We start from the raw sequence: 26,753 nt of genomic DNA, 5'->3' as shown, positions 1-26,753 counted from the left end.
CCGTCGAGTTTGAAAACCGGATCAATCAGACGGCACAAGCCGCCTGACCCTGTGTCCACCAAACAGGGTCAAGCCCAAGAGACGGGTTGGCTCACCAGAGGGGACCTAATTTGGGTTTCATGGACCTCTTCGAACCCAGGAACTTTTCGGTTGAGCCTTTGGCCGCGTTGATGGGTCGGTAGCCCCTGTGGGGGACGAGGGTGACCGCCGGTCATGATGTCAATGTCAGCGGACGCGCAGCGCGCTGCATTCTGGGCGGGACGCACCTCATTGCGTCTAGCCTGACGCCATGACCGTCAACTCGAAGGTTTCGCGCTCCTGGCTGCTCGTGAATCCGTCCCGCGAGCCTGATCTCGGGGAGCTTCTGTCGACCACGAAATCCGACGAGGTGATCCTCGATCTCGAGGACGCCGTCGCTCCCGATGAGAAGGAAACGGCCCGGGAGCGAGTCGTCGACTTCCTGAACTCCGGGGCCCAGGCGTGGGTCCGGGTCAACGATGCGTCGAGTGATTTCTGGTCTGCCGACTGCCGCGCGCTGGCAGAGTGCCGCGGGCTGAAGGGCGTCGTGCTGGCCAAGACGGAGGGCGGAAATCACATGTGGGATACCGCGAACCGGCTCGGGGGCGAATCGCGGGTGATCGCGTTGATCGAAACCGCGCGCGGGCTGGCGCGCGTACACGACATCGCCGCGGCGCGCCCGTGCTTCCGCATCGCGTTCGGCGTCAATGACTACACGTTGGACATCGGCGTCGAGCAGGACCCGTTGGCTCTGGCCTACAGCCGTTCCCAGCTGGTCGTCGCGTCGCGGGCGGCGCACATCCCGGGTCCGATCGACGGGCCCACCCGCGACCCGGATCAGCTGGCCGAGGGCGTGGCGCTCACCCGGCAGATGGGTATGACGGGCAAGCTCGCGCTGCGTTCGTCCGACGCCGAGACCATCAACGCCGGACTGAGCCCCTCCGAATCGGACATCGGCTGGGCGCGCGAGTTCGTCGAGCAGTTCAACGCCCGCGGCGGAAAACCGAAGGACGGCAGCGACTTACCCCGATTGAACCGCGCGCGGATCATCCTCGAGAAGGCGCGCCAACTCCGGCTGATACCGAACTGAGGCGTCAGGTCAGCGGGACCCATCCCCGCGGGTCGACGTCCGTGGGTACAGCACGGACGTAGAAGCAGTTGCTGAATCCCATTGCACCTTCGCAGTGGTTGAAGATGCCGTTGCCGTCGGCTTGCCCGTCGCAGTAGCCACCCCAAGGGGTGTTGAAACACTGTCCTGGTGTGGCGTGGGCGACGCCGATGGGGCTGAATGCGAGCGCGGCGGCAGCGATTGCGAGTGCGATTTTCATCAGCCCATCCCTCCTTCTGTCATGAGGTTTGATCTGTCGCGAGGCACTGGTGAATTGCCTTCACCTGGCCCATATAGCTTCCGATGGTAGGCCGACTTGTGGAGTGCCGGCACCGTTATGTGTGCAGGCGAACAGCGGTCTGCGGTGGCCTCACGAGACGGATGTGACACGTGAGGTGTATGGGGATTTTGTGGGTGCGACAGTGCGCAATTGTCGGCGGCACCAACAGGTTTCGATGTGGCGGCGTCTGCGGCCTCATCCGGTGAACGCTTGGGTTAGGCGGCCCGCCACGACCTACGCGGCACCCGCTCCGGCGGGGTCGCGTACGTTCTTAGCGAAGAAGAATCCGTCAGCATTCAACGAAAGCCAACATGTCCCAGGATCAGAACACCGACGTCCCGCCGAATCACCTCTCCATCGATCCGCGTAGCCCGTTCTTCAACGAAGAGGCGCTCCTGCGCGACGTGGGCATCCGCTTCAATGGCGTCGAGCGAACCAACGTCGTCGAATACAACGTGGCCGAGGGCTGGGTGCGTGTGGAGGTCCCCACCGCCAAGGACCGCCGCGGAAACCCGATGGTCGTCAAGCAGAGCGGCACGGTCGAACCGTATTTCCGCACAGCCAAGTAGCGGACGCCCCGTGGACACCACCGATGCCCCCACGATCACCGCAGCGGTGCCGGGGTCCTTCGAGTGGGAGGTGTTCCATGAGCGTCACCCAAAGCTGATTCGCCAGGTACTGGACACCACGCCCTACACGTCCGCTGAAGAGGCGATGCTGCAGCAGCTGCTCGTCGAGAGCACCACCGGCGTCCTCGAGCCGTTGCCCGAGCATGCTCATGACCGGGATGAGTGGCTCGCCTGGGGAGACGACGTCTACGGACGCCCCTGGGGCGAGGTGCCGTTCCTGTGGAGCGAGAGCTATTTCTACCGCCGGCTGCTCGACGCCGTCGGTTACTTCGGGGCCGGGGCCTGGCGCGGTGTCGACCCGTTCGCGCCGGTCAAGACCGCCGACCTGACGGGGCCGGAGGTCGACGACGAGCTGAGTGCCTTCGCCGACCTGGCCGACGCGGCGGAGAACCAGCAGCGCGAGACGCTGCTGGTGGCCGCGCTGTGGGGTAACCGCGCCGACCTCAGCTTCCAACTCCAAAAGGGCGCCGGTGCCGCAGACGCGCGCTCGGAGGGCATCCTCGTCGACGACAGCCCCGTGCTGTGGTCTGCGCTCCGCGCGCAGGACAACCCGACCGTCTGCGTCGTCGCCGACAACGCCGGCCGCGAACTGCTGGCGGATCTCGTCCTGATCGACAGCCTGCTCTGTCAGCGCCTGGCGGCCGAGATCGTGCTGTACGTGAAGCCGTATCCCTACTACGTGTCGGACGCGACGACGGCCGATGTCCTGGCTGTCATCCGACGCTTGCGGGCCGACGCACATCCGCCGATCGGGAAGGTCGGCGAGCGGCTGTGGGACGCTGTGCGCAGCGGCCGGCTCACGGTGCGCACCCACAAGTTCTTCTGTGCACCGCTGTCGTTCCACGACATGCCCGACGACCTCACCGCCGAATTCGCCGGTGCCACAATGACTGTGATGAAAGGCGACCTCAATTATCGGCGCCTCGTCGGCGACCGATACTGGCCCGCCACAACACCGTTCGACCAGACCGTCGACTACTTTCCGTCTCCGGTGACGGCACTGCGGACACTCAAATCGGAAGTTGTCGTCGGCCTGACGCCCGGGCAGCTCGCCGCACTCGATACCGCCGGACAGGGGTGGCGGACCAGCGGCGGGTACGGGGTGATCCAAGCCCGGGTGGAGTAGGGATTCAGACGACCACCGGACTGGGCTGCGGAACTGACATCGATCCGCTGATGAGTCGTTCCCGCATCCACCGCGTGCCGCCCTCGAGCTCGAACGGCGCGTAGTGCGGGTTCGGGTTACTGGCCAGGAATACCGCGCCACTGATCATTGCCTTGATCACCGCGAACACTTCGTCGAAGGGCGCATGGAGCGTGAAGGCGATCTGCCCGGCGAGGGAGAACGGGTTGCTGATCCAGTCGTTCATCACCGCCTGGTAGACAGCGGCTTTGACCGCGCTCGCCTGGTCGTCACGGTTCTCGGCGAAGATGTCGCCTTCACGGTAGACGTCCATCCAGTGGTCGGGCTTGGCGGGGAAGCCGGGCAAGCCGAATCGCTGGAGCGGGTCCAGGCCGTGGGTGCCGGTCGCTGTCACTCCTGGTCTGGCCCACGGCGCGATGGAATCGGTCTGTCGGCACGGGTTGGCGTACGCCAGAACGCCTTTGAGGTCCGCGGTGCGCCACGCCAGCGGCTGACCGGGGCGAAGGTAACGGAAGTAGAAGTACGATCCCACGATCGCGCCCTGGGAGTAGACGCCTAGCGACCAGGGTGTGCCCTGCGGGAACGGCACGCCGTTGTCCATCTGGGTGGCGCCGAGCAGTCGGGCGAGCTCGTTGATACCGCTCTCGTTGTCGAATGGCAGCGCTCCGTTGTTGTAACCGATGGGCTGGTGATGGCAAAGGCCTTCGGTCTCAAGGGTTGTCGCGGTGTCGGCCACCGGTCCTCTGAACATATCCGACAGGTGACCTTCGACGGTGAACATGATCGGCCGTAGATTCCGTGGCGGCGGAACGTAGTGGGCCGCCTGCGCTGTCGTCTCGTCGAAGACGCCGGTCTGGGGTAACCCCAGGCGCCGTTGCATCTCGGTGACCGCGGCGACTGCGCCGTCACCATAAACCCGGTCCTTCGCCGGCGCGAACGCGCGGTACTGGCGCTGGAACCAGGCCTGCCAGTATTCGATTTCGGTGCCATGGGCCCCGGGCCCGTACGGTAGCGGCATCGGAGTGCTCCCTTCTTGTCACGTCGCGCCGGTTCCGTGTCGGCCCGAATTGGTCCGGATTCCTGCGTCGATGACGGATTCGACGCTATTGACGGTGCCGGGTGCCTGTATCGAGTAGTCGACTACTCGAATATGCGAATTCACCTTTCACGGATCAGAATTCGCTACCGGGACGGCGGCGTTACCCGTGCCCAGGAAAGGCGTGAGAATGGTCATCATCAGTGCTCCGCCGACGGCAAGCGTGCCGGACAGCATCGTGAACGCGCCGTCGGGCACACTGTATTGCAGTGCTGACCCGGGCACTGTCAATCCGTATACGGCCATCGACAACATGGCTGCCGCGATCGGCAGGTACGGCGGGCGCATGACGCATAGCGCGCTCACACCGTCCCCGTGCTGCAACGTGTAATTCCGCTTGGCGCAATAGGTCGCGAGGATGATGGCACCGCAGGCGATCACCGAGAAGCCGTAGAGCACCCACCGGCCGGTGTTGTACGTAGGTCCTGAGTCGACGAACAATGCCAACAACGTCGTGTAGGCGACGAGTGCCTCGGCGGGGATTTGGGCGGCGAGCAACTGCGCAAATCCGGCAGCTGTGTCGATCAGTGGTGCCGGCGGGGCCATTTGGGCGACATCGGTTGGCCGAGGCAACGTCGCCGTCGGCCCCATGGCCGGCATCTCCGGCGGCACGTACGGCGGTCCGGTCGGCGGCGGCGGTGACGGTGAAACCCCCTGTCCGGCGCCAATTGTCACGCTGTTCAGCGGCTGACCGACCGGTGCGAGGTCGCGCGCAACCGCGACCGACGCCATGGCAACCAGGCTCATGATGACCTCCTCCGTGATGGCGAGGACGACGGGGTCGCCGCGTCAGCTCGCGGTCCAGTTGTCCTGCGCACCAACGATGTTGCGCCTCCGGCAATTCGGACGCCTGCGTAGCCGGCTACTCGATCATCGCCGGGTCACGACGTGATTCCGCGCCCTGCTGAACAGCGAATCGAGTAGTGGGCTACTGGTGCGGCTCGGCATATTTCGTCGTGACACTGGGTTCCCATCACTTCATCAAAGGAGGGACTGATGACCGTCACTCGAGGCGACGTGGAGTTCGCCAAACGCATATTCTTCGACCGGCTCGGCGACGACTACGTCTACGGCGGCACGTGGGACCCGAACGATCGCGGCGTGGGTTGTGACTGTTCGGGCCTGGTGACCGATGTGCTCTCGGCGGTGTTCAACGGAGACCAGATGGTCTGGGGCAGACAAGGTCTGTCCACCGAGTCGTATCGATACCTGCCGTTCGGCGAGCAACACGTCGGACCATTCGATCTGATGCACGTCGCATCGTTGAGCGACGTGCCCGGCGACGCGCCGGTGGTGATCAACCTGCACCATGAAGGTGACGGCGGTCCCCACTCGCACATGAACTGTGTGGTCGACGGCGTCGCGATGGAATCGTCGGGCTCCTGGGGGTGCTGCACCACGCCCAAGGCGCTCCCTTCCGACAGCAACTACTGGAACGACCACTGGTACGTGGCCGGCCCGATCGTCGAGGACGGCACACCCCCGACTCAGGCCCACGTGGACAGCTTCTTTGCCGACGTGTCCGAATTCCAGGTTCCGGTGAGTGATTCCTACCCGTACAAGATTCTGTCCATCCGCGTATGCGACGGCACGCACCGGGATTCCAACTTCGCGCAGAACTATGCGTGGATGCGCAATGCGCTGGACACCGGCCGGCTGGATTGCGGCATCGTCTACACCTACGTGCGCCCGAACTGGCAGGAGAATGCCGACACGGTACGGCAGATGATCGATGCCAACGGGGGACTGCACCCCAGGGTTGTCCTGATGCTGGACGTCGAAAGTGGCGGGAACCCTGGCGGCGACGGATCCGCCTGGATCAACGCCCTGTACGACAACCTCGCGGAGTACGCCGGCAATCCGGCGCGCATCATCGGTTATGCCAACCAGGGCGACTTCAACACGATGTGGGTGTCGCGGCCCAAGGGATTACGGGTGATCGCTGCGTCATACGGCTCGAACCCCCTGCTGCCCGGCCAGATCGCCCACCAATACACAGACGGCGCATATGGCGCCAATCAGGGCTTGCCGATGGGCTGCAACCCGTTCGGCAACTGTGACATGAACGTCGCAGACGGCTTGTCGCCCAACGATTTTGCCGCTGCCTGTGGAATCGGAACCGCCGGTGCCGGGCCGGTAGCTGCCCGCGTGACGACAGGGGTGATCACGATGGCTCAGCCGCAGGACATCATGAACATGCTCAACGGCACCAATACCGACGGCTCACCGCTGATCGGCCCCGACGGCGCGGACTACCGGGTGGTCGACCTGCTGGCCCCGGACACCGAGCCGCTCGACGAAAAGCAGAACACGACTCGCTCGGTCTTCGATCAAATTACGACATTGGCGAAAATCCTTACCAGGACCCACAACAACAAGACGCTATTCGACATGGTGTCCGATCTGCATGACAAGATGTAACGCCCGTATTTCGGGCCGGACGTTAGCTGCCGGCCCGAAAAGCGGACCGATATTTCACGGTCATTACGCCTTCAACAGCGAAAACCGGCCGGTAGAATTGTGCGCCGTGGCCCAAAACTGGCCGGTCGTGCACCGCGACAGTGAATTCTCGGTGATTCGCGGCGCATTGCTCGGGGAATCCGGCGATTGCGGCATCGTCCTGGTCGGTGATGCGGGCGTAGGCAAAACCACGCTCGCCCGGTTGGTCACCCAGTCACTGCCGGTGCGCGCCCACTGGGTTGCGGCCACCGAGTCGGCGCGGGGCATCCCGCTGGGAGTGTTCGCCCATCTGGTGCGCAGTGCCACGTCACGTGATCCGGTGGCATTCCTGTCCGCGGCGCGCGAAACGATTCTGGCCGAAGGACATTCGGTCATCGGCGTGGATGACGCGCATCTGTTGGACCAGCTGTCGGCGACGCTGCTGCACCAGCTGGCGTTGGACGGGTCGGTGCGCATCGTGGCGACGGTCCGGGCGGGCGCTCCGGTCCCCGACGCGATCACGTCGTTGTGGAAAGACCGGTATCTGCAGCGGTTGCATCTGATGCCGTTCAGTCAGCAGCAGTGTGTCGGCCTCATCGAGGAGGCATTGGGCGGACAGGTGGAGGGTCTGTCTGCCGAGCTGATGTGGCAGGCCTCGGGCGGAAATGCGCTGTTCGTCCGCCACCTGGTGGAAGGCGCCATCGAGGCCGGGACTCTGCGGCAGGTTCGGGGGGTGTGGCAACTGCGGGGCCGGGCTGCGGTCACCTCGGAGCTGGCGTCATTGCTGGACTCCAGGGTCGACCAGTTGCCCGACCAGGTGCTGCACGCGCTGCGGTTGCTCACCTTCTGCGAGCCCCTCGACCTGGACACTCTGACTGCCATCGTCGGTTCGGACGTCGTCGAAGAGGCGGAAAGCCGTGGTCTGGTGCGAGTCGGTGAGGAACCGGGTGGCATTGACGTGCGCTTCACCCATCCGCTGTTCGGCGAGGTGATCCGCCGCCGGCTGGGGATGGCCGCGGCCCGCCGACTGCGCGGCGAGCTCGTTCGCGCGATGCGGGACCGGCCGCTGAACAGTTCGGCGCACCGGATTCGGCTCGCGGAACTGACGCTGGACAGCGACGAGGTGCCCGAACTGGATCTGCTCGTCACAGCGGCGAGAGAGGCCATCGCCCTCACGAACGTGACGTTGGGTGAGCGGCTGGCTCGCGCGGCCACCAACCGGGGCGGTGGCCTCGAGGCCGGCGAACTGCTGGCGCGTTCGCTGCTGTGGCAGGGCAAGGCGACCGAAGCCGAGGAGACGCTCAGCTCATTCGACCCCGAGCAGATGACCGAACTGGAGCTGCTGCGGTGGGGATGGGCACGTATCGCCAACCTGCACTGGGCGATGGGCGACGCCGAGGGTTCCGACGAAGTGCTCGCCCTGCTCCGCGAGCGCATCACGAGCCCCGAGTTGATACCGATCATCGACGGCACAGCGTCGGCAACGCTGGCTTTCGAGAACCGGCTGACGGAAGCCGTGGCGATGGCCGATCGGGTGCTCGCCGAGCCCATCGCGCATCCGGTCGCGTTGCAGTGGGCGGCATTCGGTGGGGCGCTCGCCCTGGCACTGATGGGCCGCAGCGAAGAAGTGGCGGTATTGGCGCGCCGGGGCCGCATGGCCAGCGCCAAGGCCGACGGGCTGCTCCGCTACCTCACCGCGTTCGGGGAGGTGCGCGCGTTGGTGCTCGCCGGAGAATTCGACGCGGCGAGCAGCCGATCCGCGGTCATGATGCAGATCACCTCGTCGGGCCAGTATCTGGCGTGGGGGATGGCCAATGTGCTGGTCGGCACCATCGGTCTGGCCCGCGGCGATTTCGTCGAGACGGTGTCACGGATGGAGCAGACGGTCGCGGCGCTGACGGCCGAGTCGGCGGCTTCGTGGAGCTTCCCGGCCCGGCTGTTGCTGGCGCAGTCGTACTGCGCGTTGGGCCGGGTGCAGCCTGGGGCCAAGATGGTCGCCGAGTTGAAAGTCCGCTCTGGCCGGCACGTCGCGGTGTTCGGTCCACAGCTCAGGATCGCGGAAGCGTGGCTCGCGGCGGCAGAGGGAAACGTCAGCGCCGCAATCGAACTGGCATTGGATGCCGCCCGGTTGGCCGACAGTTCCGGCCAGAGTGCAGTGGCCATGCTGGCGTTGCATGACGCAGTGCGATTCGGTGACCACAGCGCCGCGGGCCGGCTGATCGAGGTCGCCTCCGGAGTCGGCGGCCGCATGGCTGCTGTGATCGCGGCGCACGCCCGGGCGGTCAGTGATCGCGACGGGCCTGGATTGTTCGCTGCCGCAGAGCAATTCGAGCAGCTGGGTGCGTTGTTGTCCGCTCTCGACGCCGCGGCGCAGGCATCGGCGACGTTCGCGGCGGCCGACGACCGGCGACGCAGCGCCGAGGCCGCCGCCGTCGCCAACCGGTTGGCCGCGCAGTGCGGGGGAGTACGTACCCCCGCACTGGAATTGGCGGCGCACCCCTTGCCCCTGACGGTGCGCGAACGTGAGATTGCGAACCTGGTTGCCGCCGGGCTGAGCAATCGCGAAATCGCCGACCGGCTGACCGTATCGGTGCGCACGGTCGAAGGTCACCTGTATCGGGCCTGCATAAAGCTCGACATCTCGGACCGCGAGGATCTCGCCAAGCTGATCCGGACCGGCGCGGCGGCTCACTGAATCTCAGGTGCGCCCCGGCTTCCCATACGCTGGCCGACGTGAACGAGAACGACACCGTGGACGACGACGGCGACCTCCAGATCAGTGGCCCGGTGCAACTCCGTCGCGAACGTTGCGCCACCACGACCGCCGACCAGCGCCTCCTGGACCGACGCGGCCCCACCGACTGGGTGCACACCGACCCGTGGCGCGTGATGCGCATCCAAGGCGAGTTCGTCGACGGCTTCGATGCCCTCTCGGAGATGCCGAGGGCGGTCACGGTTTTCGGTTCCGCCCGAACGGTGCCGCATTCGCCCGAATACCGATTGGGTGAGGAGCTGGGCGCCGCGCTGGTGCACGCAGGCTATGCCGTGATCACCGGGGGCGGGCCGGGGGGCGATGGAGGCGGTCAACCGTGGGGCCAGCGAGTCCGGCGGCTATTCGGTCGGTCTGGGCATCGAGCTGCCGTTCGAACAGCGGCTCAACCACTGGGTCGACCTGGGGATCAACTTCCGCTACTTCTTCGTCCGCAAGACCATGTTCGTCAAATATGCGCAGGCGTTCGTGTGCCTGCCCGGCGGATTCGGCACCCTGGACGAGCTGTTCGAAGCCTTGACCTTGGTGCAGACCCGCAAGGTCACCGCGTTTCCGATCATCCTGCTGGGCGTCGACTACTGGTCGGGCCTCATCGGATGGATCCGCAACACGATGCTGGCCGAAGGGAAGATCTCCGAATCCGACCTCGACCTGATCCACTGCACCGACAGCGTGGCCGAGGCCGTGGACATCATCGTCGCGTCAGCGCGTTAGCCGGGCCGCCTTCAGTCGCGCTTCGCCTCGTACCGCAGCAGGACGGTGCCGCAAGGAAACGTGCGGTTCTCCAACAGTCGCAACGAGAACCATGACGGCAGCGTCGGGAAGAACGGGGTGCCGCCGCCGACTGCGGTGGGCACGAGCACGATCCGGTACTCGTCCACCAGTCCGGCCCGCACGACGGGCGCGGCCAGCGTCGCGCCGGCTATCTCCAGATTGCCGTCGGTCTCGGCTTTGAGCTTCGACACCACCGCGACGGGGTCGCCGCGTTCCAGGCGGGAGTTCCAGTCGACGGAATCCAGCGTGCGCGAGAACACGACCTTCGGCATGTTCCGCCAGATGCGGGCGAAGTCCACGATGAGCGGGGTGGCATCTGGTTCCTGGTCTGCGGTCGGCCAGTACGCCGCCATCAGCTCGTACAGCCGCCGGCCGTAGAACGACAGCGCCGTCTCGCGCTCGAAGTCGTTCCAGTACTGGTGCAGTTCCTCGCTCGGTTCGGACCAGTCGATGCTGCCCTGTGCGTCGGCGATGTATCCGTCCACCGACACGTTGAAGCCATAGATGAGTCTGCCCATGTAGATCAGACTGCACCCGACGGCGAAATTCATCGGCCAGGAGCGGGGCGCGTCTCAGCCGAGAAGCTCCACCGACCTCTGGAGATCGGCCACCAGGTCGCGGTAGGCGGCGTCACGGTCGGGCGGTGGGAGGCGCAGGATCGACGACGGGTGCGCGGTGGCGATGGCCACGGCGTCGTGGTTCGGCAGGGTGTCGGCCGGGAGCTGTAGGGTCTCGCCGCGATGCTGGGTGAGCCGAAAATCGTTGCCAAGGAGCGACTGTGCTGCCGTCGCGCCGAGCAACACCACCACGTCGGGTTCCACGGTGCGCAGCTCGGCCAGCAGCCACGGTCGGCAGGCGACCACTTCGGTTCGGTTGGGCTTCTGGTGGATTCGGCGCTTGCCGCGATCGGTGACCTTGAACTTGAAATGCTTGACCGCGTTGGTCACATACAGCCGGTCGCGATCGATCGCGGCGTCGCCGAGCGCGCGGTCGAGAAGGCGGCCGGCCGGGCCGACGAACGGTTGACCGCGCCGGTCCTCCACGTCACCTGGTTGCTCGCCGACCAGCATGATCGCGGCCGCGTCGTCGCCAGCGCCGAACACCGTCTGCTGCGCGTGCTGGTAGAGCCCGCATCCGTGGCACTCGCCGGCCGCCGTGCGCAGCGCCGGGATATTGAGCTCGCGGGGGAGATAGTCTGCCGCGCTGGTTTCGGCCATGCGGGTGTTTACCCCGCAGGCCGCCGCGCCAATCGCGCCACGTAGCCGACGCGGCGCCCGTCTACCGGAGGGACTCGGCGCGCTTCTTGACGCCGTCGGTCATGCCCCCGAAGCCCTTCTTCAGGGCGCGGCCCAGCAGGCCGGCGACGATGGGAGACACGGGGCCGAACAACTGGAAGTGCGAGTCGTAGCGGGTGCGGCCGTCGGGCAGCGGGGTCAGCCGGTGTGAGCGCTCGCTGCGCAGCAGTCCCAGCGGGGCGGGCTTCATGTTGTAGCTGAACTCGACGCCCGGAGTGAAGGTGTTGATGTATTCGCGCTGCTTCTTGGGCGGGCCGATCAGCACGACCTTCATGTCGATCGGGCTGCCGGGCTCGAACGTCGACGAGCACTCGATGCAGAACGGATTCCACTCGCCGTAGCTGGCCCCGTCGGTGAGGACCTGCCAGACCACCTCGGCCGGTGCGTCGATCTCTACTGACCTGTCAATCGCGAAACTCACAGACACACCGTACGGGAGAGGGTGTACAGCTGCCGACAACTGTCCACTCATCGGCCCAGCTGCCGCGCTGCTATGCGAACTGCCGCGGTCGGGCCATCCACCGGGGCTTCGGCACCGAACCACCGTTGACGACCTGAACCAAGGGGAAGGCTCTCGACGTGCTGAATCAGATGCGAACGTTCACTACCCAATTGCTGGGACCGGTCACGTCCACGGTAGGGATTCGGAGTGGGGTCGGCGAGCCACCATACGGTGCCGAGCCGCTGGCCGATGGAGTGCAGATTCGCCGGTACGGACGACGAATCGCCGCTCAGATCACGGTGGACGGAGATGAGGAAGACGCGCGCAGCGTTGGATTCCGCAGACTGGCCGCCTATATCTTCGGGGCCAACCACCGGGGCGATCGAATCGCGATGACGGCGCCGGTCGGGCAGCAAGGCGGCCAGGACCAGAGTTGGGTGATCCGGTTCTTCATGCCGGCAGGGTCGACGCTGGAGTCGTTGCCGGCACCCGAGGACGAGCGCGTCGAGCTGGTGCAGGTTCCGGCGGAAACCGTCGCGGTGCTGCGCTTCAGCGGCGATCGCGGTGCCGAGAGCATCGCCCGGCACATCGATCAGTTGCGCGACACTCTCCGCGACTACGGATTCGACGCCGTCGGCGACCCGTCGGCCTGGTTCTACGACCCGCCATGGACGCTGCCGTGCAGGCGTCGCAACGAGATCGCGATTCCTGTTGAGACGTGACCGCTCTGCAGCTCGCCCGCTCGAACACGTCCTCAACTCACCACACAGGAGCCTCCGACCATGAAACCGAAAACGATCGGCGCCACCGGCGCCGCTGTCCTTGCCACTGCCATTGCGGGAGGGGCGGCATCGGGCCCGGCAGTTGCCTCACCGTGGTACGCGCGTCTGCGCAAGCCGAACTATCAGCCGCCCCGGCAGGTGTTCCCCATCGTCTGGCCGCTGCTGTATGCGGACATCGCTGTCGTGTCCGCCGATGCGCTCTACCGTCTGATCGACGCAGGCGAAATCCGCGCCGCCCGTCGCTTCGGTACCGCACTCGCGATCAATCTGGGACTCAACGCCAGCTGGTCGTGGATCTTCTTCAATCGTCACCGGCTCGGTGCCGCGGCACTGACCGCTGCCGCGCTGACCGTCAGCAGCGCCGACCTGACGCGCCGCGCCCTCGAGGTACGACAACAACGTGCGGCGCCCCTGGCCGCCTATCCCGCGTGGTGTGCTTTCGCGACCGCACTGTCGACGCACATCTGGTGGATCAACCGGCGCCGCCGGACGTAGTGACGGTCACTAGGCGGCGGTAGTTCCCTCCTTTGCCGCTTCGGCGCCGATGTTCTTGATCATGCCCGTGAAGATGATGCCGTGAAACGGCATCAGCGCGTACCAATACAGCCGTCCGGCAAGGCCTTTGGGAAAGAAGATGGCACGCTGGTGCAGCCGGGTGGTGCCATCGTCGCGGGAGTGGAGTTCCCACTGCAGCCAGGCTCGGCCCGGGGTGCGCATCTCGGCGCGCAGCCGCAGCAGATGCGGCCGCTCGATGCGTTCGACGCGCCAGAAATCGAGAGCGTCGCCGGTGTAGAGGGTGTTCGGGTTGCGCCGGCCGCGGGCCAGGCCGACGCCGCCGGTCAGTACGTCGAGCCAACCGCGGATCGTCCAGGCGAGTGGAAATGAGTACCAGCCGCGTTCGCCTCCGATGCCCTCGACGACGCGCCACACCTGCTCGATGGCCGCGTCGCAGTCGATGCTTCGGTCGTCGGTATAGATGGCGTCGCCGGTCCAGCTGGGATCCGACGGCAGGGGGTCGGCAGGGGCGCCGGTCGGCGAGGCGTTCGCCCAGGTGGTTTCGACTTCGCCGTCCTCGATGCGGCGCAGCGCCAATCTGACGGCGTCGCGGTATCCGGTGGTGCCCCCGGGCGGCGGTGGAATCACCTCATCGGTGTCGTGCTCGGTCACCACGGAGTCGGTGCTCAGGGACTCGATCAGGGCGCGGCCAATCCGCGGAGGCACCGGAGTCACCAGCCCGATCCACAATCCGGCGAGCTTCGGGGTGAGGACCGGCAGGACCACGATTCTGCGCCTGGCCAGCCCCGCGACTTCGGCGTAGATCTGCATCATCTCCCCGTAGCGCAGGACGTCGGGTCCACCGATGTCATAGGTGCGTGAGCGCGGCACCTCGGCCGTTGCGGCGGCCAGCAGGTAGTAGAGAACGTCGCGTATCGCGATGGGCTGGATGCGGTTGTTGACCCAGCGCGGCGTTGTCATCACGGGCAGCCGGTTGGTCAGGTGGCGGATCATCTCGAAGGACGCCGAACCGGAACCGATGACCACGCCGGCCTGCAGCACGACCGTCGGGACGCCGGAGTCGATCAGGATTTCCCCGACCTGGCTGCGTGACCGCAGGTGGGTGGACAGTCGGTCGGATTCGGTGTGCAGACCGCCCAGATAGACGATGCGCTTGACGTTGGCGGCGCGCGCGGCGGCAGCGAGATTCTCTGCGCTGGTGCGTTCCGCCTCGGTGAACTCTCCCGGGTTACCCATCGAATGCACGAGGTAGTAGACGATGTCGATGTCGCGGCACGCGTCGCCGAGCGTGGCCGCATCGGTGAGGTCACCCTGCACCACCTCCACGTCGGCAGCCCAGGGCACGTCACTGATCTTGTCCGGGTTGCGCGCCAGCACGCGCACGCGGTGGCCGGCTTCGATGACACGCGGCACCAACCGACCGCCGATGTATCCGGTGGCCCCGGTAACCAGCACGCGCATTGAAGTCGCGGATTGCTTCACGTCTGTCACACACTCTCCTCGGTAACTGCTTCAGCTCAACTGCCTAGGACATTTCCCGAGAATGCCCTGTTTTACCCAGTGATTCGGAGGCCTGCCGCGCGCGGATGGTCGGCAATCGATGACAGATTTGTTTATCCCGAGCGCGGACGGGGCATTCGCTGCGGACATGCCGCATGTGCGGCGTCCGTCTTGGGAAGGTCAGACCACGTGACGATCGATTACGACAGCCCGCAGCAGCTGGCTCGTACGCCGCAGCAGGTCAATGAATTCATCTGCATCCGTTGCATTCACGTCCGTGAGCTCAGCGAGTTGACAGCTGACCCATCGCTTGGGCACGTCTGTCGCGAATGCGCGTGATCAAGGTCGGCCGACTCGGGCCACCCGCGCTAGCCTGGCGACCATGTCCAGCACGTTTTTCGACAACCCCGTCGTCCGCGCGCTCAACAAGGCGGCGGTCGGTCTGACCAGCGTGCCCGTCCTCGGCGACATCGTCGGCCGCAGCCTGGTCGAGATCCGCTACACGGGCCGCAAATCGGGCCGTAGCTTCCAGACCCCCGTCAACTACCGGCTGTCGGGCGACGACGTCGTCATCAGCGTGATGGCCCCGGACTCCAAGAGCTGGTGGCGCAACTTCCTCGGCGAGGGTGCCCCCATCACGCTGCTCAAATTTCGCGGCGCCGACCGTTCTGGGCATGCGATCTCGACGCGTGACGACAAAGGTCGGGTTACGGTGCGGGTCCAGCTCGACTGAGCCTCAATCTGCGGCGGAAGTGGCATGATCCGGTTGTCCACATCCGCAGGAGGCGAGAACGTGCCGCTGGCTCACCGTGAGGCCGAGGACCAGGTGTCCATTGCCTGACGAACTGAGGGCCATCGATCTCGCGGACGACCCGGGTGCCGCAGGTCTGGTGATCGGGGTCGGAGACCCGGCCGGTGATGACGCCGAGTTCTGGCTGCAGCAAGCGACTTTCACGCTGGTCGACCGCCCGTGTGCGGACCGCAGAACCGTGCAGGTGCCCGATGTGGACGCCGCACTGGAACAGATCGCCGAACGGGTCGCCACGTGGCCGCAGACCGCCGCGGTGTGCGACGACGTACTACGGACATTCGACCCCGCGGCGGCGACGTTCGCCGGGGTGATCACCGAATCACTGGCGTATTCGACGCTGCAGTCCGGCCAGGAGTTCGCGCGCTGGCTGGCCGAACGCGGACCGAAAACCGTTCCGCTACTCCCGGATCCGGTGGTGTCGCACCGGGACGGTGACACTCTGCACGTCGCGTTCAACCGCCCCCAGCGGCACAATGCGTTTTCCACCGACGCGCGGGCGGCACTGCTTGAGGCGCTGGAAGTCGCGCGCTTGGACCCCTCGGTGACGGGTCTGGTGCTCACCGGCAACGGTCCCTCCTTCTGCAGCGGCGGAGACCTCGCCGAATTCGGGACATTCGACGACCCAGCGTCGGCGCACCTGGCCCGCACGCGCTTCAGCCCGGCCCTGGTGCTCGACGAGATCACCGCGCGCTTGGGCCCGGCGTGCCGGGCCGTCGTGCACGGCCAGGTGCTGGGCAGCGGGCTGGAGATGGCCGCGTTCTGCGGGCGGGTGACCTGTCACCCCGACGCCACCCTCGGCCTGCCGGAGCTGGCGTTGGGTCTGATTCCCGGAGCCGGAGGGACGGTGAGCATCACGCGGCGGATCGGCCGCTGGCGCACAGCGTATTTGGTGCTGTCGGGGGCGACGATCGATGCGGTGACGGCGCAGGACTGGGGCTTGGTCGATGCGGTCAGCGCGTGAGTGACGAGACGGCGCGGGACTGGTCGGCCAGTGGGCTGGCCGCGCTGACGGGTATGCCGGGCGGGCCACCGGACGTCAGTCGCGCGGCGGTGTTGGCTCGGGCGCGGACGGTCGCTTCCGAGTTGTCCGGCCGACTTGGCATCGAGATCGATGCGGCGGAGCTTCTCGCGGGGCGGGCCGCGCTGGCGGGGCTGTACCGGCAGGGTCGGATCAGCGCCGGGGACGCCACGCGGCTGATCGCCGGTCGCGACGGTTGGTTCGCCCTGACGCTGGCCCGGCCCGATGATGTCGCTGCGGTACCGGCGCTGCTCGAATCCGGCGTGCCGGTCGATCACCCGTGGCCGGCCATCATCGAGTGGGCCGGTCGCCGCCAGATCGCCGGTGTCGCGGAGCGTGCGCGTCTGCTCGGTCTTCCTGTCGGCGTGCTGGGGGAGACGATCGCCGCCGCTCCGGTGGTCCGGCGACACGGCAACCGAAAGCCGTTCCGGGACTACGGCCGGCTGCTGGTGGTCGACCTGTCCTCGATGTGGGCCGGCCCGCTCTGTGGACAGCTGCTGGCTCGGGCCGGCGCGACAGTGATCAAGGTCGAGAGCCCGTCGCGGCCGGACGGCACCCGGCAGGGGGAACGACGATTCTTCGACTGGATGAACGCCGGAAAGCTCTGTTACGCCGTCGATTTCGGCCAGCCCGACGAGCTGCGGCAGTTGTTGTCCGTCGCCGACGTGGTGATCGAGTCGTCTCGTCCCGATGCGCTGACCCGCCGAGGCCTGGGGCCGGACAATGTTCCGGCGCGGGACGGCCGGGTGTGGCTGCGGATCACCGGTCACGGCACTGAGGGGGAGCAGGGCCACTGGGTCGGATTCGGCGATGATGCCGCGGTTTCCGGGGGCCTGGTCGGCTCCGACCCGGCGGGCAGCGGACCGGTGTTCTGCGGTGACGCGATCGCCGATCCACTGACGGGGATGCACGCCACACTGGCGGTGGCGGAGTCGCTGCGGCGCGGCGGTGGTGAAGTCGTCGAGATCGCCCTGGCAGCCGTGGCAGCGGAATACGCCGCGCTACCACTGACGAGCGGTGCGAGCGTAGGTCCGGTGGCCGAACCGGTGGCGCCCGCGCTGTCGTCGCGGGCCGGCGAGCTGGGCACCGACAACGCGCGGGTACGGGCCATCGTGCAGGAAAGGGCTTGCCGGGCATGCTGATTCAACGAGCCACGCTGCTCGACGGTCGGATCGTCGATATTCGGCTGGGCCGGCGCATCGAGGCCATTGCCGACAACCTCGAGCCGATCACCGGGGAGGACGTTCTCGACGCGGCCGGTGGCACCGTCATCCCCGGACTACACGACCATCACGTCCACTTGCGTTCGGCAGCAGCGGCGTTGACGTCGGTGCGGGTCGGTCCGGGCGAGGTCCGCAGCCGTGACGCGCTGCGTGCGGTCTTGGGGCAGGCCGCCGTCGGCGCGGACGGCTGGATTCGGGCCGTCGGCTACCACGAGGTTGTCGCGGGTCCGCTGGACCGCGCTGTGCTCGACGAGGTTGCACCGAACGTGCCCGTGCGCGTTCAGCACCGCAGCGGGGTGCTGTGGACCCTCAACTCCGCGGGTCTGACGGCCGTCGGCCTGCCCGACCACCCCGACGGCCGGCTACGCAGCGCGGACCAGGGCTGGACGCATGCGTTGCAGCGCAGCGACGCCGGACTCGGCGAGATCAGCAGGCGCCTCTCGGCATTCGGTGTCACCGGTGTCACCGACGCGACCCCCGACCTCACCGCTGAGGATGTGATGGACTTCGCCGAGGCCCGCCGGCATGGCGAACTGCGCCAGCGCGTCGAAGTTCTGGCACCCGCCAAACGCATTCTGCACGACAACGATCTGGACCTCGATGCGCTGGCCGACTGGATCGCCGCCCGGCACCGTCAGGGTGGAATCGTTGCACTGCACTGTGTTACGGCCATGCAGCTGGTCGTCGCGATTGCCGCACTGCGGCAGGCGGGTTCCCGGGCGGGGGATCGCATCGAGCACGGCGCCGTCATTCCCGACGACTGCCTGGCCGACCTGCGTGGCCTCGGCGTGCTGGTGGTGACCCAGCCGAACTTCGTCGCCGAGCGCGGCGCGCAGTACCTCACCGACGTGCCCGCGGACGAGCATGGCCAGCTGTGGCGGGTGGCGTCGCTGTGTGGCGCGCGGATACCCGTCGCGCTGTCGACCGATATGCCGTTCGGGGACGCCGATCCCTGGGCGGCGATGCGCGCCGCGGTGCACCGCAGGTCGCCGTCGGGCGCCGTGCTGGGAGCGGATGAAAGCATCGATGCCGCAACGGCATTGGGCATGTTCCTCGGCGCACCCCCGCAGCAGGACGTGCCTCGGGAGCTGACGGTGGGAATGCCGGCAGACATGTGCCTGCTGGCGGCGCCACCGCGAGACGTCCTGGCAGCGCTGGACGCCTCGCTGGTGGCTGCGACCGTGTACGACGGTGTGGTGGTGTATCAGGCGGGCTAGTGCGCCGGCTCGAGAACCTCGTCGTCGAGCACTCGGCTCAGCAGGTCCTGGCGGGCTTCGACGTACTGCGTCTTCAAGGTTTCGACCAGTTGCGCGACGGTGAGGCGTTCCTTGATGCTGCCCACACCCTGCCCGGCACCCCAGATGTCCTTCCACGCCTTGGCGTCCGTGTTCCCGCCCGAGCCGAAATTCATTGCCGAGGCGTCGGATTCGGGCAGGTTGTCCGGGTCGAGACCCTGGGCGACGATGCTGCCGCGCAGGTAGTTGCCGTGCACGCCGGTGAACAGGTTGCTGTAGACGATCTCGGATGCCGTGGAGTCGACGATCATCTGCTTGTACTCGGGCACCGCGTTGGCTTCGTCGGTGGACAGGAATGCCGAACCGACATAGGCGAAGTCGGCTCCCGCGGCGAGTGCGGCAAGGATGGACCGGCCGTGGGCGATGGCGCCGGACAGCAGCAGTGGACCGTCGAACCACTCGCGGATCTCGCGGACCAGCGCGAACGGGGACTGGGTACCGGCGTGGCCACCGGCGCCGGCTGCGACGGCGATGATGCCGTCGGCGCCCTTGTCGATGGCCTTGTGCGCAAACTCGTTGTTGATGATGTCGTGCAGGACGATGCCGCCGTAAGAGTGCACGGCATCGTTGATCTCGGGACGCGCCCCGAGCGAGGTGATCACGATCGGGACCTTGTGCTCGACGATGACGCTCATGTCGTGCTCGAGGCGGTCGTTGGAGCGATGCACGATCTGGTTGACGGCGAACGGCGCGACGATGGCGTCGGGGTTCGCGAGTGCGTAGGCGGCGTTCGACTCCTCGATCTCATCCAGCCAGTCGCCGAGCAGGCTGGAGGGCCGGGCGTTGAGCGCGGGGAACGAGCCGATGACGCCGGCCTGGCACTCCGCCTTCACCAGGTCGGGCCCCGAGCACAGGAACAACGGTGACGCGACCACCGGCAGGGACAGGCGCTGTGCGAGGACGGGAGGCAGACCCATGGTGGTGATAGCCCTTCGAATCGGAGACCGGGTTTGGACGGGACTCTAGTGGCGCTGGAGTGGTTATGCAACTAGTGGCATAATCGGCATCGGGCGGCTGACGACGTATAGCGGCGTGGTTTCGAACATGTTGGCAGTTGGTCGTATTTGGGTAGCGTCTTTCATCAGTTCTGGCTGCCGGCGCGCTTTTATGCAACAGATTGGATAACCGTCGTGACAGGACTTCTGCCGCCGCGCTGCGTAGGCGGAAACCGCACGGGACTTACGATCACGCCATGTCGCTGCAATTCGCCATCCTGACCGCGCTCACGGAGCGGGCATCGACGGGTATCGAACTCACCCGCCGGTTTGATCGGGCATTCGGCTACTTCTGGCCGGCGACGCACCAGCAGATCTACCGGGAACTCGACAAGCTCAAGACCTCGGGGCTGGCCGAGGCCTCCACGCCTGATCGCCCCGAGCGCGGTCAGCCCAAGCGCTTCAGCATCACGCCCGCGGGACGGGCGGCGCTGGGCGAATGGCTCTGTGGCATCGATGATCCCGCGCCGGAGCGGATGTCCATCGCCGTGCGGGTGCGCGCCGCCGCGGCGCTCGGCGAGACCGGGGCCGTGCGCGCCGTGATCGCGCACCACCTCGCCGCGCATGAAGCGATGTTGGCCAACTACCGCGAGATCGATGCCCGAGATTTCGCGGCCCCGGTCGCCGACGCCGACGTGTTGCGGCACCTGGTGTTGAAGGCGGGATTGCGGACCGAGCAAGCCTGGGTCGACTGGTGCCGCGAGGCGCTGGACGTGCTGGACAGGCTCACGTCGTCGGGTGACCGCGCCTGAGCCCTGGGACGTTGGTTCCGTCGCCTACAGGTACATGCCTTCCGGCGGCTCGGCGCGATAGCGACCGGTGCCCAACTCGGCGAGCAGCGCCGCCGTGCTGATGGCTTCGCCGTTACCGGCGAGCAGAGCACGGCGGACGATCTCGCGGATGTCGCTGCCGCTGGTGTGCTCGGGCAGGGCCGCGGCCACCGCGGCCGTGTTGACGTCCGCCCCTCCGGGAAGGTCGCCGAGCAGCACCGACAGGATGCGGGCCGCACCGACGCGGTCGGGGTAACCGACCTCGACCACCGAGTCGAACCGGCCGGTGCGGATGGCCGCCTTGTCCAGAGTCGCGACGTCGTTGGTGGATGCCAGCGTCAGGATGCGGGCGTCGGGGGCAATATCCATGGCCTGCAGCAGCTCCGACAACCCGCCGCCGCCGACGGAGCGATCCCGGCACCACAGGTCGACGTCTTCGAGCACCAGCAGCACCGGGCCGCCCAGGCGCTGAGCCTCCTCGACGACGACCGTCAGCAGGTCCGCTCCGGCGCGGGCCTCGACGTAGATCACGGTGAAATCGCCGACGACTTCACTGGCCGCGACAGCACTGACCGCGGACTTCCCGGTGCCGGGCGGACCGCACAACAGCACGCCGCGGCGGGCTCCCAAGCCGTGGGCGTTGAGCAGGCCGTGGCGATCGCGAACCGCCGCGATGCCGAGATCGACTTCGGTCCATACTGATTGGGGCACAATCACATTCGATCGGCTGACAGCCGGCGGCAACTCGATCACCGTGAGCTGCAGACCATGCGCGTTGGTGGCGCGCAGCGCGCGGCCCCGGTACGGGTTGAGCGCGTTGGCACGCTCTGCGAGCCTGTCGAGCAGCACGCGGGCCTCGGCCTGATGTGCGGGCATCACGTAGACGCTGACCTCGGCCGAGTGGTTGAACGACTCGCGGGTTTCGATCTTGATGACGCACCCGGCCTCGGGCAACAGGGACCCCGCGGGGAAGTGCACGCGCAGGCTCAGCGGGTGGCGGTACTGCCGCTCGCCGATCTCGGTTTGCGTCCACATCGGGGGATGCGAGTACTCGCCGGGGCCGACCAGACACACCTGCTCGTGCTCAGTGATCCACTCACCGAGTGCCAACGCCGTGGTCAACCGGGCCACGGGATTCAGATCGCGGGTTTCATCGATCAGCTGACCGCAGTCGCTCACCCCGAGCGCACGTGCGGTGAACCGGTCGGCGGTCTCGGCCCTGTCGAGGTCGGAGACGCCGGCCAGCAACTCGCCGAGTGCATGCAGGGTCACACGCGCCATCGGGTGCACGTCGTTCAGCCACGCCGCGACATCGCTGATCGGCCGGCGACCCGTGCGGTCGTCGTCGGCGAATTCGGTTGCCAGTTGGGTTATTTCGTCGTTCGTCAGAGTCATGATTGGTGATGTGGGTCGGAAACAGGGCAGTCGGACAGAATGGCACGCTGCCGAGGCACCGTCAACGAGTTTTCGCCGCCGCTACGCGGTGGGCTTCTGCCACACGAGCAGATAACGCCAGAAGAGCAGGCGCCGCACGTGGGCGCCCGGAAGTAGTTCCGCTGTCTGCGCGGCGACTTCGCGCGTCGTCAGCGGTGGGTCGAGCACCACCGGCATCACGTCGTGGTCAGGCGTCTTCGCGAACCCGGTGCCGGTTCCCAGCAGTCGCTCGGCGCGAAACCGGACACCGAGCGCGCGATGGGCGAGCGCGGCGCCGAGCTCATGCGGCCACTCACGCCGCAGATCTGTCCGCGGCAGCGCGATCGCCGCGAGCACACCACCGGGCCGAAGCGCGTCGGCCAGCCGGGGCAGCACCGCATCGAGACGCATATGGTGCAGTGCGCTGATGGACACGATCGCGTCGTAGTCGGTTGCCGGCAGCGCGTCGGTCAGCACGTCGGCCTGAATGCAGTTCACATTCGTCGGGGTCCGGCGCTGCGCCTCGGCGATCATCACCGCCGAGCGATCGACCGCGTCGACGTGCGCACTGCGCTCGGCGAGCTGGACGGCGAATCCGCCGGCTCCGCAACCGACGTCCAGGACCCGTTGGCACCGTGACGGCAGGAGTTGCAGCAGCCGGCGCTGGTAGTAGGCGTTGTGGTCCCAGTCGAGCGGGCTCCGGGCGTCGGCCACCGCCGGCGTCACGCGCGTGCGGTGACCCGAACCGGGATGGGGCCTTTCGCGACCGTCGTGTAGGGCGATTCGAGCGGGAAGTCGTCGTGGAGCGACTCGATGCGGTTGGACCGCACGATGGTGGCCAGCGCGAGCGTCGTCACCAACATCGCGAAGTGTTCACCGATGCAGGACCGCGGGCCCGCGGCGAACGGGATGAACTGCCACCGGTCGCGGGTCTTGGCGTTGTCGGGGCTGAACCGGTCGGGGTCGAACGCCAGCGGGTGATCCCACAACGTCGGGTCCCGGTGCACGGCACTGATGCCGATGGCCACGATGCTGCCGGCTTCGACGCGATGGCCGTCCACCACGATGTCCTGCATCGCCGTCCGGCCGACACCGGCCGCCGGCGGGCACAGCCGCAGCGACTCGTTGAGTACCTGGGCGGTGTAGGCGAGCCGGGGCACGTCGTCGGGTGTCAGCTCCCGATCGCCGATCGCGGCGACCTCGGCCGCGACCCGGTCCTGCATCGCGGGATTGCGCCCGAGCTGCCACAAGGCGTACGTCAGCGTCGTCGCGGTCGTGTCGTGGCCCGCCAGCATGAAGATGAGCAGGTCGTTGCAGATGTCGTCGTCGGACAGCTTCTGGCCGGTGTCGGGGTCCGAGGCCGCGAGCAGTGCCTTGACCAACGGTGCATCGCGGTCCGGGTTCGCGCGGCAGTCCTGCAGGACCGCCATGGTCATCTTGCGCATCCGGGCAACCGCGGCGCGAGCCCGACGCCGTCCCAGCGTCGGCAGCCACTGCGGCGCCTTGATCGGCCGCAGGGCGCGATCGGCCGTATAGCGCGAGGCCACGTGCATGTTCTCGGCGATGGTGTTGCTGTGCTCGTTGATGTCGAGACCGAGAATCGAGTAGCCGAGGGACCGCATGGCGAGCCGGCGGCATTCGGTGTCGAGGTCGACGTCATGCGCGTCGCGCCAGCGGTCGGCGATCGCCTGCGCAGCCTGGGACATGTGGCCGCCGAAGCGGTCGACGTGCTGCTTGGTGAAGACCGGCTGCAGGGCGCGCCGGCGCGGCGGCCAGGCCTTGTTGGGCAGGACGAAGAGATTGTCGCCGACCACGTTGCGCACTTCTTCGTGGATCGTGGAGCGTTCGGCGAGGTTGTCGGTGCGACCCAGCACGTCGCGGATGCCGGCAGGCGACGTGACGAGCACGATGGGCGGCGCGACGCGCTTGGGTACGACGGCGATGCGACTGACGGGCCCGCCGGCCTCGCTCAGCCGGACCAGCCCGGTGTGCAATTGCCGGGTGGCGATCAACTGCCGTAACGGCAGCGGATTCTTCGGCGCGAGCGGCAGCGTGCCCACGTCGCGGGCGTCGATGGTTGCAGTCATGTCAATAAAGAATTATGCCGCGCCAGGGGCGCGCGGTCGAGCGATTCGACCGGCAGGTATCGCAGTCACGGGTATGAATCAGTCATGAGCAACCACGTGAACCTCACCCCGCAGGAAAACGAACTGATCGCCGAGAGCCATCCCGAGGCGTTGGCCCGGATGGATTCGAAAGCACTCAAGGAGCTGCAGCGCAGGCTGCGGCAGGCGCGTGAGAAGAACTTCAGTTTGTTGCGGCGTCAGGGTGCGGCGCGGGTGGAATCCGAGGGTGGCCGGGGCGCCGCGCAGCCCGCCAACGAAAAGCGGGGCGAGAAGGTCGACGTGTTCGACGAGGCGCTCACTCGGGTGAGCGAGCGCCTCGAAGCCGTCGGCGACACCGAGTAGTCACCCGGAACGCGCCCCGGCGCGAAGCCGTACCTCTGGGCCCGGGCCGGCGAGTGACTTTTGGCCATAGCCCCGGGCAGTCGACGCCCGTACCGTTGAAGGTGTCGGGAATTGCACCTTCGTCTGGAGCGGACATCATGACCGAATTATCTCCTCGCCCATACGTTTTGGTCGGCATCGACGGATCAAGATCATCGCTGGAGGCGTTGCTGTGGGCCATCGGCGAGGCGCAACTGCGCAACCTGCCGCTGCGCCTGGTCCACGCCGTCGACTACGGCAATTTCGTGATGGGATTCAATCCGGGTGCTTCCGAGAGCTTCTTCAAGTACGTGGAGACGTCGGGACAGAACTTCCTGAACGAGGCCGCGGAGCGTGTTCAGGCACTCGCCCCCGAGGTGGAGGTGTCCGTCCACAACCTGGTCGGCCGCCCGGCGCAGCTGCTGGAGGAGCAGTCGAAGGACGCGTTCCTCACCGTTGTCGGATCGAGTGGGCTGCACGGGTTCACGGGTCTGCTCGCGGGGTCGGTGGCGGTGGCGCTGACCGCGCACGGCCATAGTCCCGTCGTTGTGGTACGCGCGCCCGGTGCACACGCCGGAGGGCCCGTCGTGGTCGGTGTCAGCGGTGCGCCCGACAGCGAGGAAGCAATCGGCTGGGCCTTCCAGGAGGCGTCACTGCGCGGGGCGAAACTGCTCGCCGTTCTCGTATCGAGTTATGTCCCAGCCTATTTCGACTACATCGAACCGACATGGGAAGAGCTGCCGGGCCCGGCGCGGGAGGACCAGCAGGCGATGTTGCTGGCTGAACGGCTGGCGGGGTGGCAGGAGAAGTTCCCGGAGGTCGCGGTCCGCCGCGTGGTCGCCGCCGGTCATCCGGGGCACGTGCTGCTGGGCTATGCGCAGCGCGCGCAGCTGATCGTCACCGGGACCCGCGGCCATGGAAACGTGGCCGGGTGGTTCCTCGGGTCGACGAGCCACCGGCTGGTGCAACATGCCGAGTGCCCGGTGCTGGTTGCCCGGCCGCAGGCCCGGTAGTCAGATCGTTGCTGAGGTGCAGGGGGCCGTTCGCGGCCGCCCGCACCTCAGGTTTTTCAGACCCGTGCGACGAGCACAGAGGGGTTGTCGGAGTTCGCGTCGGCGTGTGAGCCAATAATTTTGACGAGCTTGGCGGCCTCGCGGGCACCGACAACGACGAGGCTGATCGGTTCGGACGTCGTCTGCAGGAACCGTGCGAAACTCGTCGTGATGGGTACCGCCGTGATGTACACGTCGGGGTAGATGTCCTGCCACACCGCACAACGGCGCAGCAGCTCCTGGCGGCCACTCATCCCGGTCTCCGGCGGACACACGCCGACCGCCACAACGGGCCGTCCACGCAGTTGCGCTTCGGCGACCGCCGCGGCGAACACATCGTGGTTCTCTTCCCAGTCATTGACCTCGAAGACGATCGACCCTGCCGGCGAGCGCCGGTGCGGTGCGTAGCTGCGGACCACTGCGGCCGGACACGCCGCGCCCTCGGCACGCCCGCCGCGGTCGATCCCAGCAGCGCTTTTGCGAAACGACCTATCCCGACCGAGCCCACACACACCATGGCAGCGCCGTGGGATTCGCTGATCAAAACCGCCGTCGGGTCTCCGACTACGACGGCGGTCTCGATCTTGACGTGCGCGGCGGTGTCGTCGATGGCTGCGTGAGCCGCCCGCAGAGAGGTCCTGGCGTATTCGATGACCATTCGATCCGTGCGCTGCGGGCCTTGCACGCAACTCACCAATCGCAGCGGGACATCTCGGGCGATGGCTTCGGCGACTGCCCAGTGAGCGGCGTAGACGGCAGCTGTCGAACCGTCGATGCCGACCACGACGGAATCGCCAGCGTGCATTTCGATCATATTGTCTCCCGGTGCTTTTCGCGTGTTCCGCAGTGGTTTGCCCTGGCGTGCGGAACCGCAGATGTGTCATCGAATCCTCACCC

25 protein-coding genes and 3 pseudogenes are annotated in these 26,753 nt (G+C 67.0%); 15 read left to right on the top strand and 13 right to left on the bottom strand.

What is annotated here, in order from left to right; genetic code table 11:
- Nucleotides 1-289 precede the first annotated feature (289 nt).
- Complete coding sequence (locus ACJH6H_RS11460) at nt 290-1,108, top strand: HpcH/HpaI aldolase/citrate lyase family protein (RefSeq protein WP_406774882.1); 819 nt, start codon at nt 290-292, stop codon at nt 1,106-1,108.
- 4 nt (nt 1,109-1,112) lie between these two features.
- Here the strand turns inward: ACJH6H_RS11460 and ACJH6H_RS11455 are convergent, their stop codons facing one another.
- The gene (locus ACJH6H_RS11455) at nt 1,113-1,346 is read right to left on the bottom strand and encodes a hypothetical protein (RefSeq protein ID WP_318984879.1); all 234 of its coding nucleotides are present in this window, start codon (nt 1,344-1,346) and stop codon (nt 1,113-1,115) included.
- A gap of 371 nt (nt 1,347-1,717) precedes the next feature.
- On the opposite strand from ACJH6H_RS11455, the gene ACJH6H_RS11450 reads away from it, so the two are divergent.
- Together ACJH6H_RS11450 and ACJH6H_RS11445 are read left to right on the top strand one after the other, a co-directional pair.
- Entirely contained in the window at nt 1,718-1,975 is a 258-nt protein-coding gene (locus ACJH6H_RS11450) for a DUF3297 family protein (RefSeq protein WP_212814200.1), read from the top strand.
- Between the two features lie 10 nt (nt 1,976-1,985).
- Complete coding sequence (locus ACJH6H_RS11445; RefSeq protein ID WP_406774881.1) at nt 1,986-3,161, top strand: damage-control phosphatase ARMT1 family protein; 1,176 nt, start codon at nt 1,986-1,988, stop codon at nt 3,159-3,161.
- Between the two features lie 4 nt (nt 3,162-3,165).
- Here ACJH6H_RS11445 and ACJH6H_RS11440 read toward each other — a convergent pair whose 3' ends face one another.
- Together ACJH6H_RS11440 and ACJH6H_RS11435 are read right to left on the bottom strand one after the other, a co-directional pair.
- The gene (locus tag ACJH6H_RS11440) at nt 3,166-4,197 is read right to left on the bottom strand and encodes a peptidoglycan-binding domain-containing protein (RefSeq protein ID WP_346415000.1); all 1,032 of its coding nucleotides are present in this window, start codon (nt 4,195-4,197) and stop codon (nt 3,166-3,168) included.
- Nucleotides 4,198-4,344: 147 nt separating this feature from the next.
- Nucleotides 4,345-5,022 (bottom strand): hypothetical protein, encoded by a 678-nt coding sequence (locus ACJH6H_RS11435; protein ID WP_406774880.1) that lies wholly within the window; start codon nt 5,020-5,022, stop codon nt 4,345-4,347.
- A 249-nt stretch (nt 5,023-5,271) separates the two neighbouring features.
- Between ACJH6H_RS11435 and ACJH6H_RS11430 the strand changes: the two genes are divergently transcribed.
- The 3 genes and pseudogenes from ACJH6H_RS11430 to ACJH6H_RS11420 all read left to right on the top strand — a co-directional run bounded on the left by ACJH6H_RS11430 (nt 5,272) and on the right by ACJH6H_RS11420 (nt 10,198).
- Nucleotides 5,272-6,696 carry a hypothetical protein gene (locus ACJH6H_RS11430; RefSeq protein ID WP_406774879.1) on the top strand — a complete coding sequence of 475 codons (1,425 nt, stop codon included), beginning with the start codon at nt 5,272-5,274 and terminating at the stop codon, nt 6,694-6,696.
- A gap of 106 nt (nt 6,697-6,802) precedes the next feature.
- On the top strand, nt 6,803-9,409 hold the full coding sequence (locus ACJH6H_RS11425; RefSeq protein ID WP_406774878.1) for a LuxR C-terminal-related transcriptional regulator: 2,607 nt from the start codon (nt 6,803-6,805) through the stop codon (nt 9,407-9,409).
- Nucleotides 9,410-9,465: 56 nt separating this feature from the next.
- Nucleotides 9,466-10,198 (top strand): annotated as a pseudogene (locus ACJH6H_RS11420) (TIGR00730 family Rossman fold protein).
- 11 nt (nt 10,199-10,209) lie between these two features.
- On the opposite strand, the gene ACJH6H_RS11415 reads toward ACJH6H_RS11420, so the two are convergent.
- From ACJH6H_RS11415 to ACJH6H_RS11405, 3 genes and pseudogenes are all read right to left on the bottom strand, one after another.
- A complete protein-coding gene (locus ACJH6H_RS11415) occupies nt 10,210-10,776 on the bottom strand; it encodes a dihydrofolate reductase family protein (RefSeq protein ID WP_406774877.1) in 567 nt (188 codons plus the stop codon).
- 54 nt (nt 10,777-10,830) lie between these two features.
- Nucleotides 10,831-11,520 (bottom strand): annotated as a pseudogene (locus tag ACJH6H_RS11410) (UdgX family uracil-DNA binding protein); the annotation flags it as partial.
- A gap of 16 nt (nt 11,521-11,536) precedes the next feature.
- Nucleotides 11,537-11,974 (bottom strand): SRPBCC domain-containing protein, encoded by a 438-nt coding sequence (locus ACJH6H_RS11405; RefSeq protein ID WP_029118694.1) that lies wholly within the window; start codon nt 11,972-11,974, stop codon nt 11,537-11,539.
- 170 nt (nt 11,975-12,144) lie between these two features.
- Here ACJH6H_RS11405 and ACJH6H_RS11400 point away from each other — a divergent pair, with 170 nt between their 5' ends.
- Both ACJH6H_RS11400 and ACJH6H_RS11395 read left to right on the top strand, forming a co-directional pair.
- Complete coding sequence (locus ACJH6H_RS11400) at nt 12,145-12,717, top strand: SOUL family heme-binding protein (protein ID WP_406774876.1); 573 nt, start codon at nt 12,145-12,147, stop codon at nt 12,715-12,717.
- A 60-nt stretch (nt 12,718-12,777) separates the two neighbouring features.
- On the top strand, nt 12,778-13,272 hold the full coding sequence (locus ACJH6H_RS11395) for a TspO/MBR family protein (RefSeq protein ID WP_406774875.1): 495 nt from the start codon (nt 12,778-12,780) through the stop codon (nt 13,270-13,272).
- 9 nt (nt 13,273-13,281) lie between these two features.
- On the opposite strand, the gene ACJH6H_RS11390 is transcribed toward ACJH6H_RS11395, so the two are convergent.
- A complete protein-coding gene (locus ACJH6H_RS11390; RefSeq protein WP_406774888.1) occupies nt 13,282-14,754 on the bottom strand; it encodes an SDR family oxidoreductase in 1,473 nt (490 codons plus the stop codon).
- 421 nt (nt 14,755-15,175) lie between these two features.
- On the opposite strand from ACJH6H_RS11390, the gene ACJH6H_RS11385 reads away from it, so the two are divergent.
- The 4 genes from ACJH6H_RS11385 to ACJH6H_RS11370 all read left to right on the top strand — a co-directional run bounded on the left by ACJH6H_RS11385 (nt 15,176) and on the right by ACJH6H_RS11370 (nt 19,062).
- Complete coding sequence (locus tag ACJH6H_RS11385) at nt 15,176-15,526, top strand: hypothetical protein (protein ID WP_406774874.1); 351 nt, start codon at nt 15,176-15,178, stop codon at nt 15,524-15,526.
- Nucleotides 15,527-15,626: 100 nt separating this feature from the next.
- Nucleotides 15,627-16,565, top strand: coding sequence for an enoyl-CoA hydratase/isomerase family protein (locus ACJH6H_RS11380; protein ID WP_406774873.1), 939 nt, complete (start codon nt 15,627-15,629; stop codon nt 16,563-16,565).
- Nucleotides 16,562-17,764, top strand: a complete 1,203-nt coding sequence (locus ACJH6H_RS11375; protein ID WP_406774872.1) for a CoA transferase — start codon at nt 16,562-16,564, stop codon at nt 17,762-17,764. Before ACJH6H_RS11380 ends, ACJH6H_RS11375 begins: the two co-directional genes overlap by 4 nt.
- Nucleotides 17,758-19,062: an amidohydrolase family protein gene (locus tag ACJH6H_RS11370; RefSeq protein ID WP_406774871.1), complete on the top strand. Its 1,305-nt coding sequence runs from the start codon at nt 17,758-17,760 to the stop codon at nt 19,060-19,062. Before ACJH6H_RS11375 ends, ACJH6H_RS11370 begins: the two co-directional genes overlap by 7 nt.
- On the opposite strand, the gene ACJH6H_RS11365 is transcribed toward ACJH6H_RS11370, so the two are convergent.
- Nucleotides 19,059-20,057 carry an NAD(P)H-dependent flavin oxidoreductase gene (locus ACJH6H_RS11365; RefSeq protein ID WP_406774870.1) on the bottom strand — a complete coding sequence of 333 codons (999 nt, stop codon included), beginning with the start codon at nt 20,055-20,057 and terminating at the stop codon, nt 19,059-19,061. The genes ACJH6H_RS11370 and ACJH6H_RS11365 overlap by 4 nt on opposite strands.
- A 275-nt stretch (nt 20,058-20,332) precedes the next feature.
- Here ACJH6H_RS11365 and ACJH6H_RS11360 point away from each other — a divergent pair, with 275 nt between their 5' ends.
- Nucleotides 20,333-20,887, top strand: a complete 555-nt coding sequence (locus ACJH6H_RS11360) for a PadR family transcriptional regulator (protein WP_406774869.1) — start codon at nt 20,333-20,335, stop codon at nt 20,885-20,887.
- Between the two features lie 24 nt (nt 20,888-20,911).
- On the opposite strand, the gene ACJH6H_RS11355 is transcribed toward ACJH6H_RS11360, so the two are convergent.
- From ACJH6H_RS11355 to ACJH6H_RS11345, 3 genes are all read right to left on the bottom strand, one after another.
- Complete coding sequence (locus ACJH6H_RS11355; RefSeq protein WP_406774868.1) at nt 20,912-22,300, bottom strand: AAA family ATPase; 1,389 nt, start codon at nt 22,298-22,300, stop codon at nt 20,912-20,914.
- An 81-nt stretch (nt 22,301-22,381) separates the two neighbouring features.
- Nucleotides 22,382-23,044: a class I SAM-dependent methyltransferase gene (locus ACJH6H_RS11350; protein ID WP_406774867.1), complete on the bottom strand. Its 663-nt coding sequence runs from the start codon at nt 23,042-23,044 to the stop codon at nt 22,382-22,384.
- Nucleotides 23,041-24,405, bottom strand: a complete 1,365-nt coding sequence (locus tag ACJH6H_RS11345) for a cytochrome P450 (RefSeq protein ID WP_406774866.1) — start codon at nt 24,403-24,405, stop codon at nt 23,041-23,043. Before ACJH6H_RS11345 ends, ACJH6H_RS11350 begins: the two co-directional genes overlap by 4 nt.
- A gap of 84 nt (nt 24,406-24,489) precedes the next feature.
- Here ACJH6H_RS11345 and ACJH6H_RS11340 point away from each other — a divergent pair, with 84 nt between their 5' ends.
- Both ACJH6H_RS11340 and ACJH6H_RS11335 read left to right on the top strand, forming a co-directional pair.
- Nucleotides 24,490-24,786: a hypothetical protein gene (locus ACJH6H_RS11340; protein ID WP_346415007.1), complete on the top strand. Its 297-nt coding sequence runs from the start codon at nt 24,490-24,492 to the stop codon at nt 24,784-24,786.
- A 137-nt stretch (nt 24,787-24,923) separates the two neighbouring features.
- On the top strand, nt 24,924-25,817 hold the full coding sequence (locus tag ACJH6H_RS11335) for a universal stress protein (RefSeq protein WP_406774865.1): 894 nt from the start codon (nt 24,924-24,926) through the stop codon (nt 25,815-25,817).
- Nucleotides 25,818-25,873: 56 nt separating this feature from the next.
- Here the strand turns inward: ACJH6H_RS11335 and ACJH6H_RS11330 are convergent, their stop codons facing one another.
- Nucleotides 25,874-26,275, bottom strand: coding sequence for a hypothetical protein (locus ACJH6H_RS11330; protein WP_406774889.1), 402 nt, complete (start codon nt 26,273-26,275; stop codon nt 25,874-25,876).
- Between the two features lie 86 nt (nt 26,276-26,361).
- Nucleotides 26,362-26,661: pseudogene (locus tag ACJH6H_RS11325) on the bottom strand (universal stress protein); the annotation flags it as partial.
- Nucleotides 26,662-26,753: the final 92 nt, after the last annotated feature.

Origin of the sequence: Mycobacterium sp. SMC-21, assembly GCF_045310825.1 — a bacterium.
Taxonomy (GTDB): domain Bacteria; phylum Actinomycetota; class Actinomycetes; order Mycobacteriales; family Mycobacteriaceae; genus Mycobacterium.
This window is presented reverse-complemented; position numbering and strand designations above follow the sequence as displayed.

Bases quoted from the DNA above. Each gene is read 5' to 3' on its own strand.
- ACJH6H_RS11400 (WP_406774876.1), top strand. From the start codon at position 12,145: ATGCGAACGTTCACTACCCAATTGCTGGGACCGGTCACGTCCACGGTA.
- ACJH6H_RS11460 (WP_406774882.1), top strand. From the start codon at position 290: ATGACCGTCAACTCGAAGGTTTCGCGCTCCTGGCTGCTCGTGAATCCG.
- ACJH6H_RS11390 (WP_406774888.1), bottom strand. From the start codon at position 14,754: ATGCGCGTGCTGGTTACCGGGGCCACCGGATACATCGGCGGTCGGTTG.
- ACJH6H_RS11455 (WP_318984879.1), bottom strand. From the start codon at position 1,346: ATGAAAATCGCACTCGCAATCGCTGCCGCCGCGCTCGCATTCAGCCCC.
- ACJH6H_RS11395 (WP_406774875.1), top strand. From the start codon at position 12,778: ATGAAACCGAAAACGATCGGCGCCACCGGCGCCGCTGTCCTTGCCACT.
- ACJH6H_RS11450 (WP_212814200.1), top strand. From the start codon at position 1,718: ATGTCCCAGGATCAGAACACCGACGTCCCGCCGAATCACCTCTCCATC.
- ACJH6H_RS11370 (WP_406774871.1), top strand. From the start codon at position 17,758: ATGCTGATTCAACGAGCCACGCTGCTCGACGGTCGGATCGTCGATATT.
- ACJH6H_RS11355 (WP_406774868.1), bottom strand. From the start codon at position 22,300: ATGACTCTGACGAACGACGAAATAACCCAACTGGCAACCGAATTCGCC.
- ACJH6H_RS11335 (WP_406774865.1), top strand. From the start codon at position 24,924: ATGACCGAATTATCTCCTCGCCCATACGTTTTGGTCGGCATCGACGGA.
- ACJH6H_RS11360 (WP_406774869.1), top strand. From the start codon at position 20,333: ATGTCGCTGCAATTCGCCATCCTGACCGCGCTCACGGAGCGGGCATCG.
- ACJH6H_RS11340 (WP_346415007.1), top strand. From the start codon at position 24,490: ATGAGCAACCACGTGAACCTCACCCCGCAGGAAAACGAACTGATCGCC.
- ACJH6H_RS11430 (WP_406774879.1), top strand. From the start codon at position 5,272: ATGACCGTCACTCGAGGCGACGTGGAGTTCGCCAAACGCATATTCTTC.
- ACJH6H_RS11345 (WP_406774866.1), bottom strand. From the start codon at position 24,405: ATGACTGCAACCATCGACGCCCGCGACGTGGGCACGCTGCCGCTCGCG.
- ACJH6H_RS11385 (WP_406774874.1), top strand. From the start codon at position 15,176: ATGTCCAGCACGTTTTTCGACAACCCCGTCGTCCGCGCGCTCAACAAG.
- ACJH6H_RS11415 (WP_406774877.1), bottom strand. From the start codon at position 10,776: ATGGGCAGACTCATCTATGGCTTCAACGTGTCGGTGGACGGATACATC.
- ACJH6H_RS11365 (WP_406774870.1), bottom strand. From the start codon at position 20,057: ATGGGTCTGCCTCCCGTCCTCGCACAGCGCCTGTCCCTGCCGGTGGTC.
- ACJH6H_RS11435 (WP_406774880.1), bottom strand. From the start codon at position 5,022: ATGAGCCTGGTTGCCATGGCGTCGGTCGCGGTTGCGCGCGACCTCGCA.
- ACJH6H_RS11440 (WP_346415000.1), bottom strand. From the start codon at position 4,197: ATGCCGCTACCGTACGGGCCCGGGGCCCATGGCACCGAAATCGAATAC.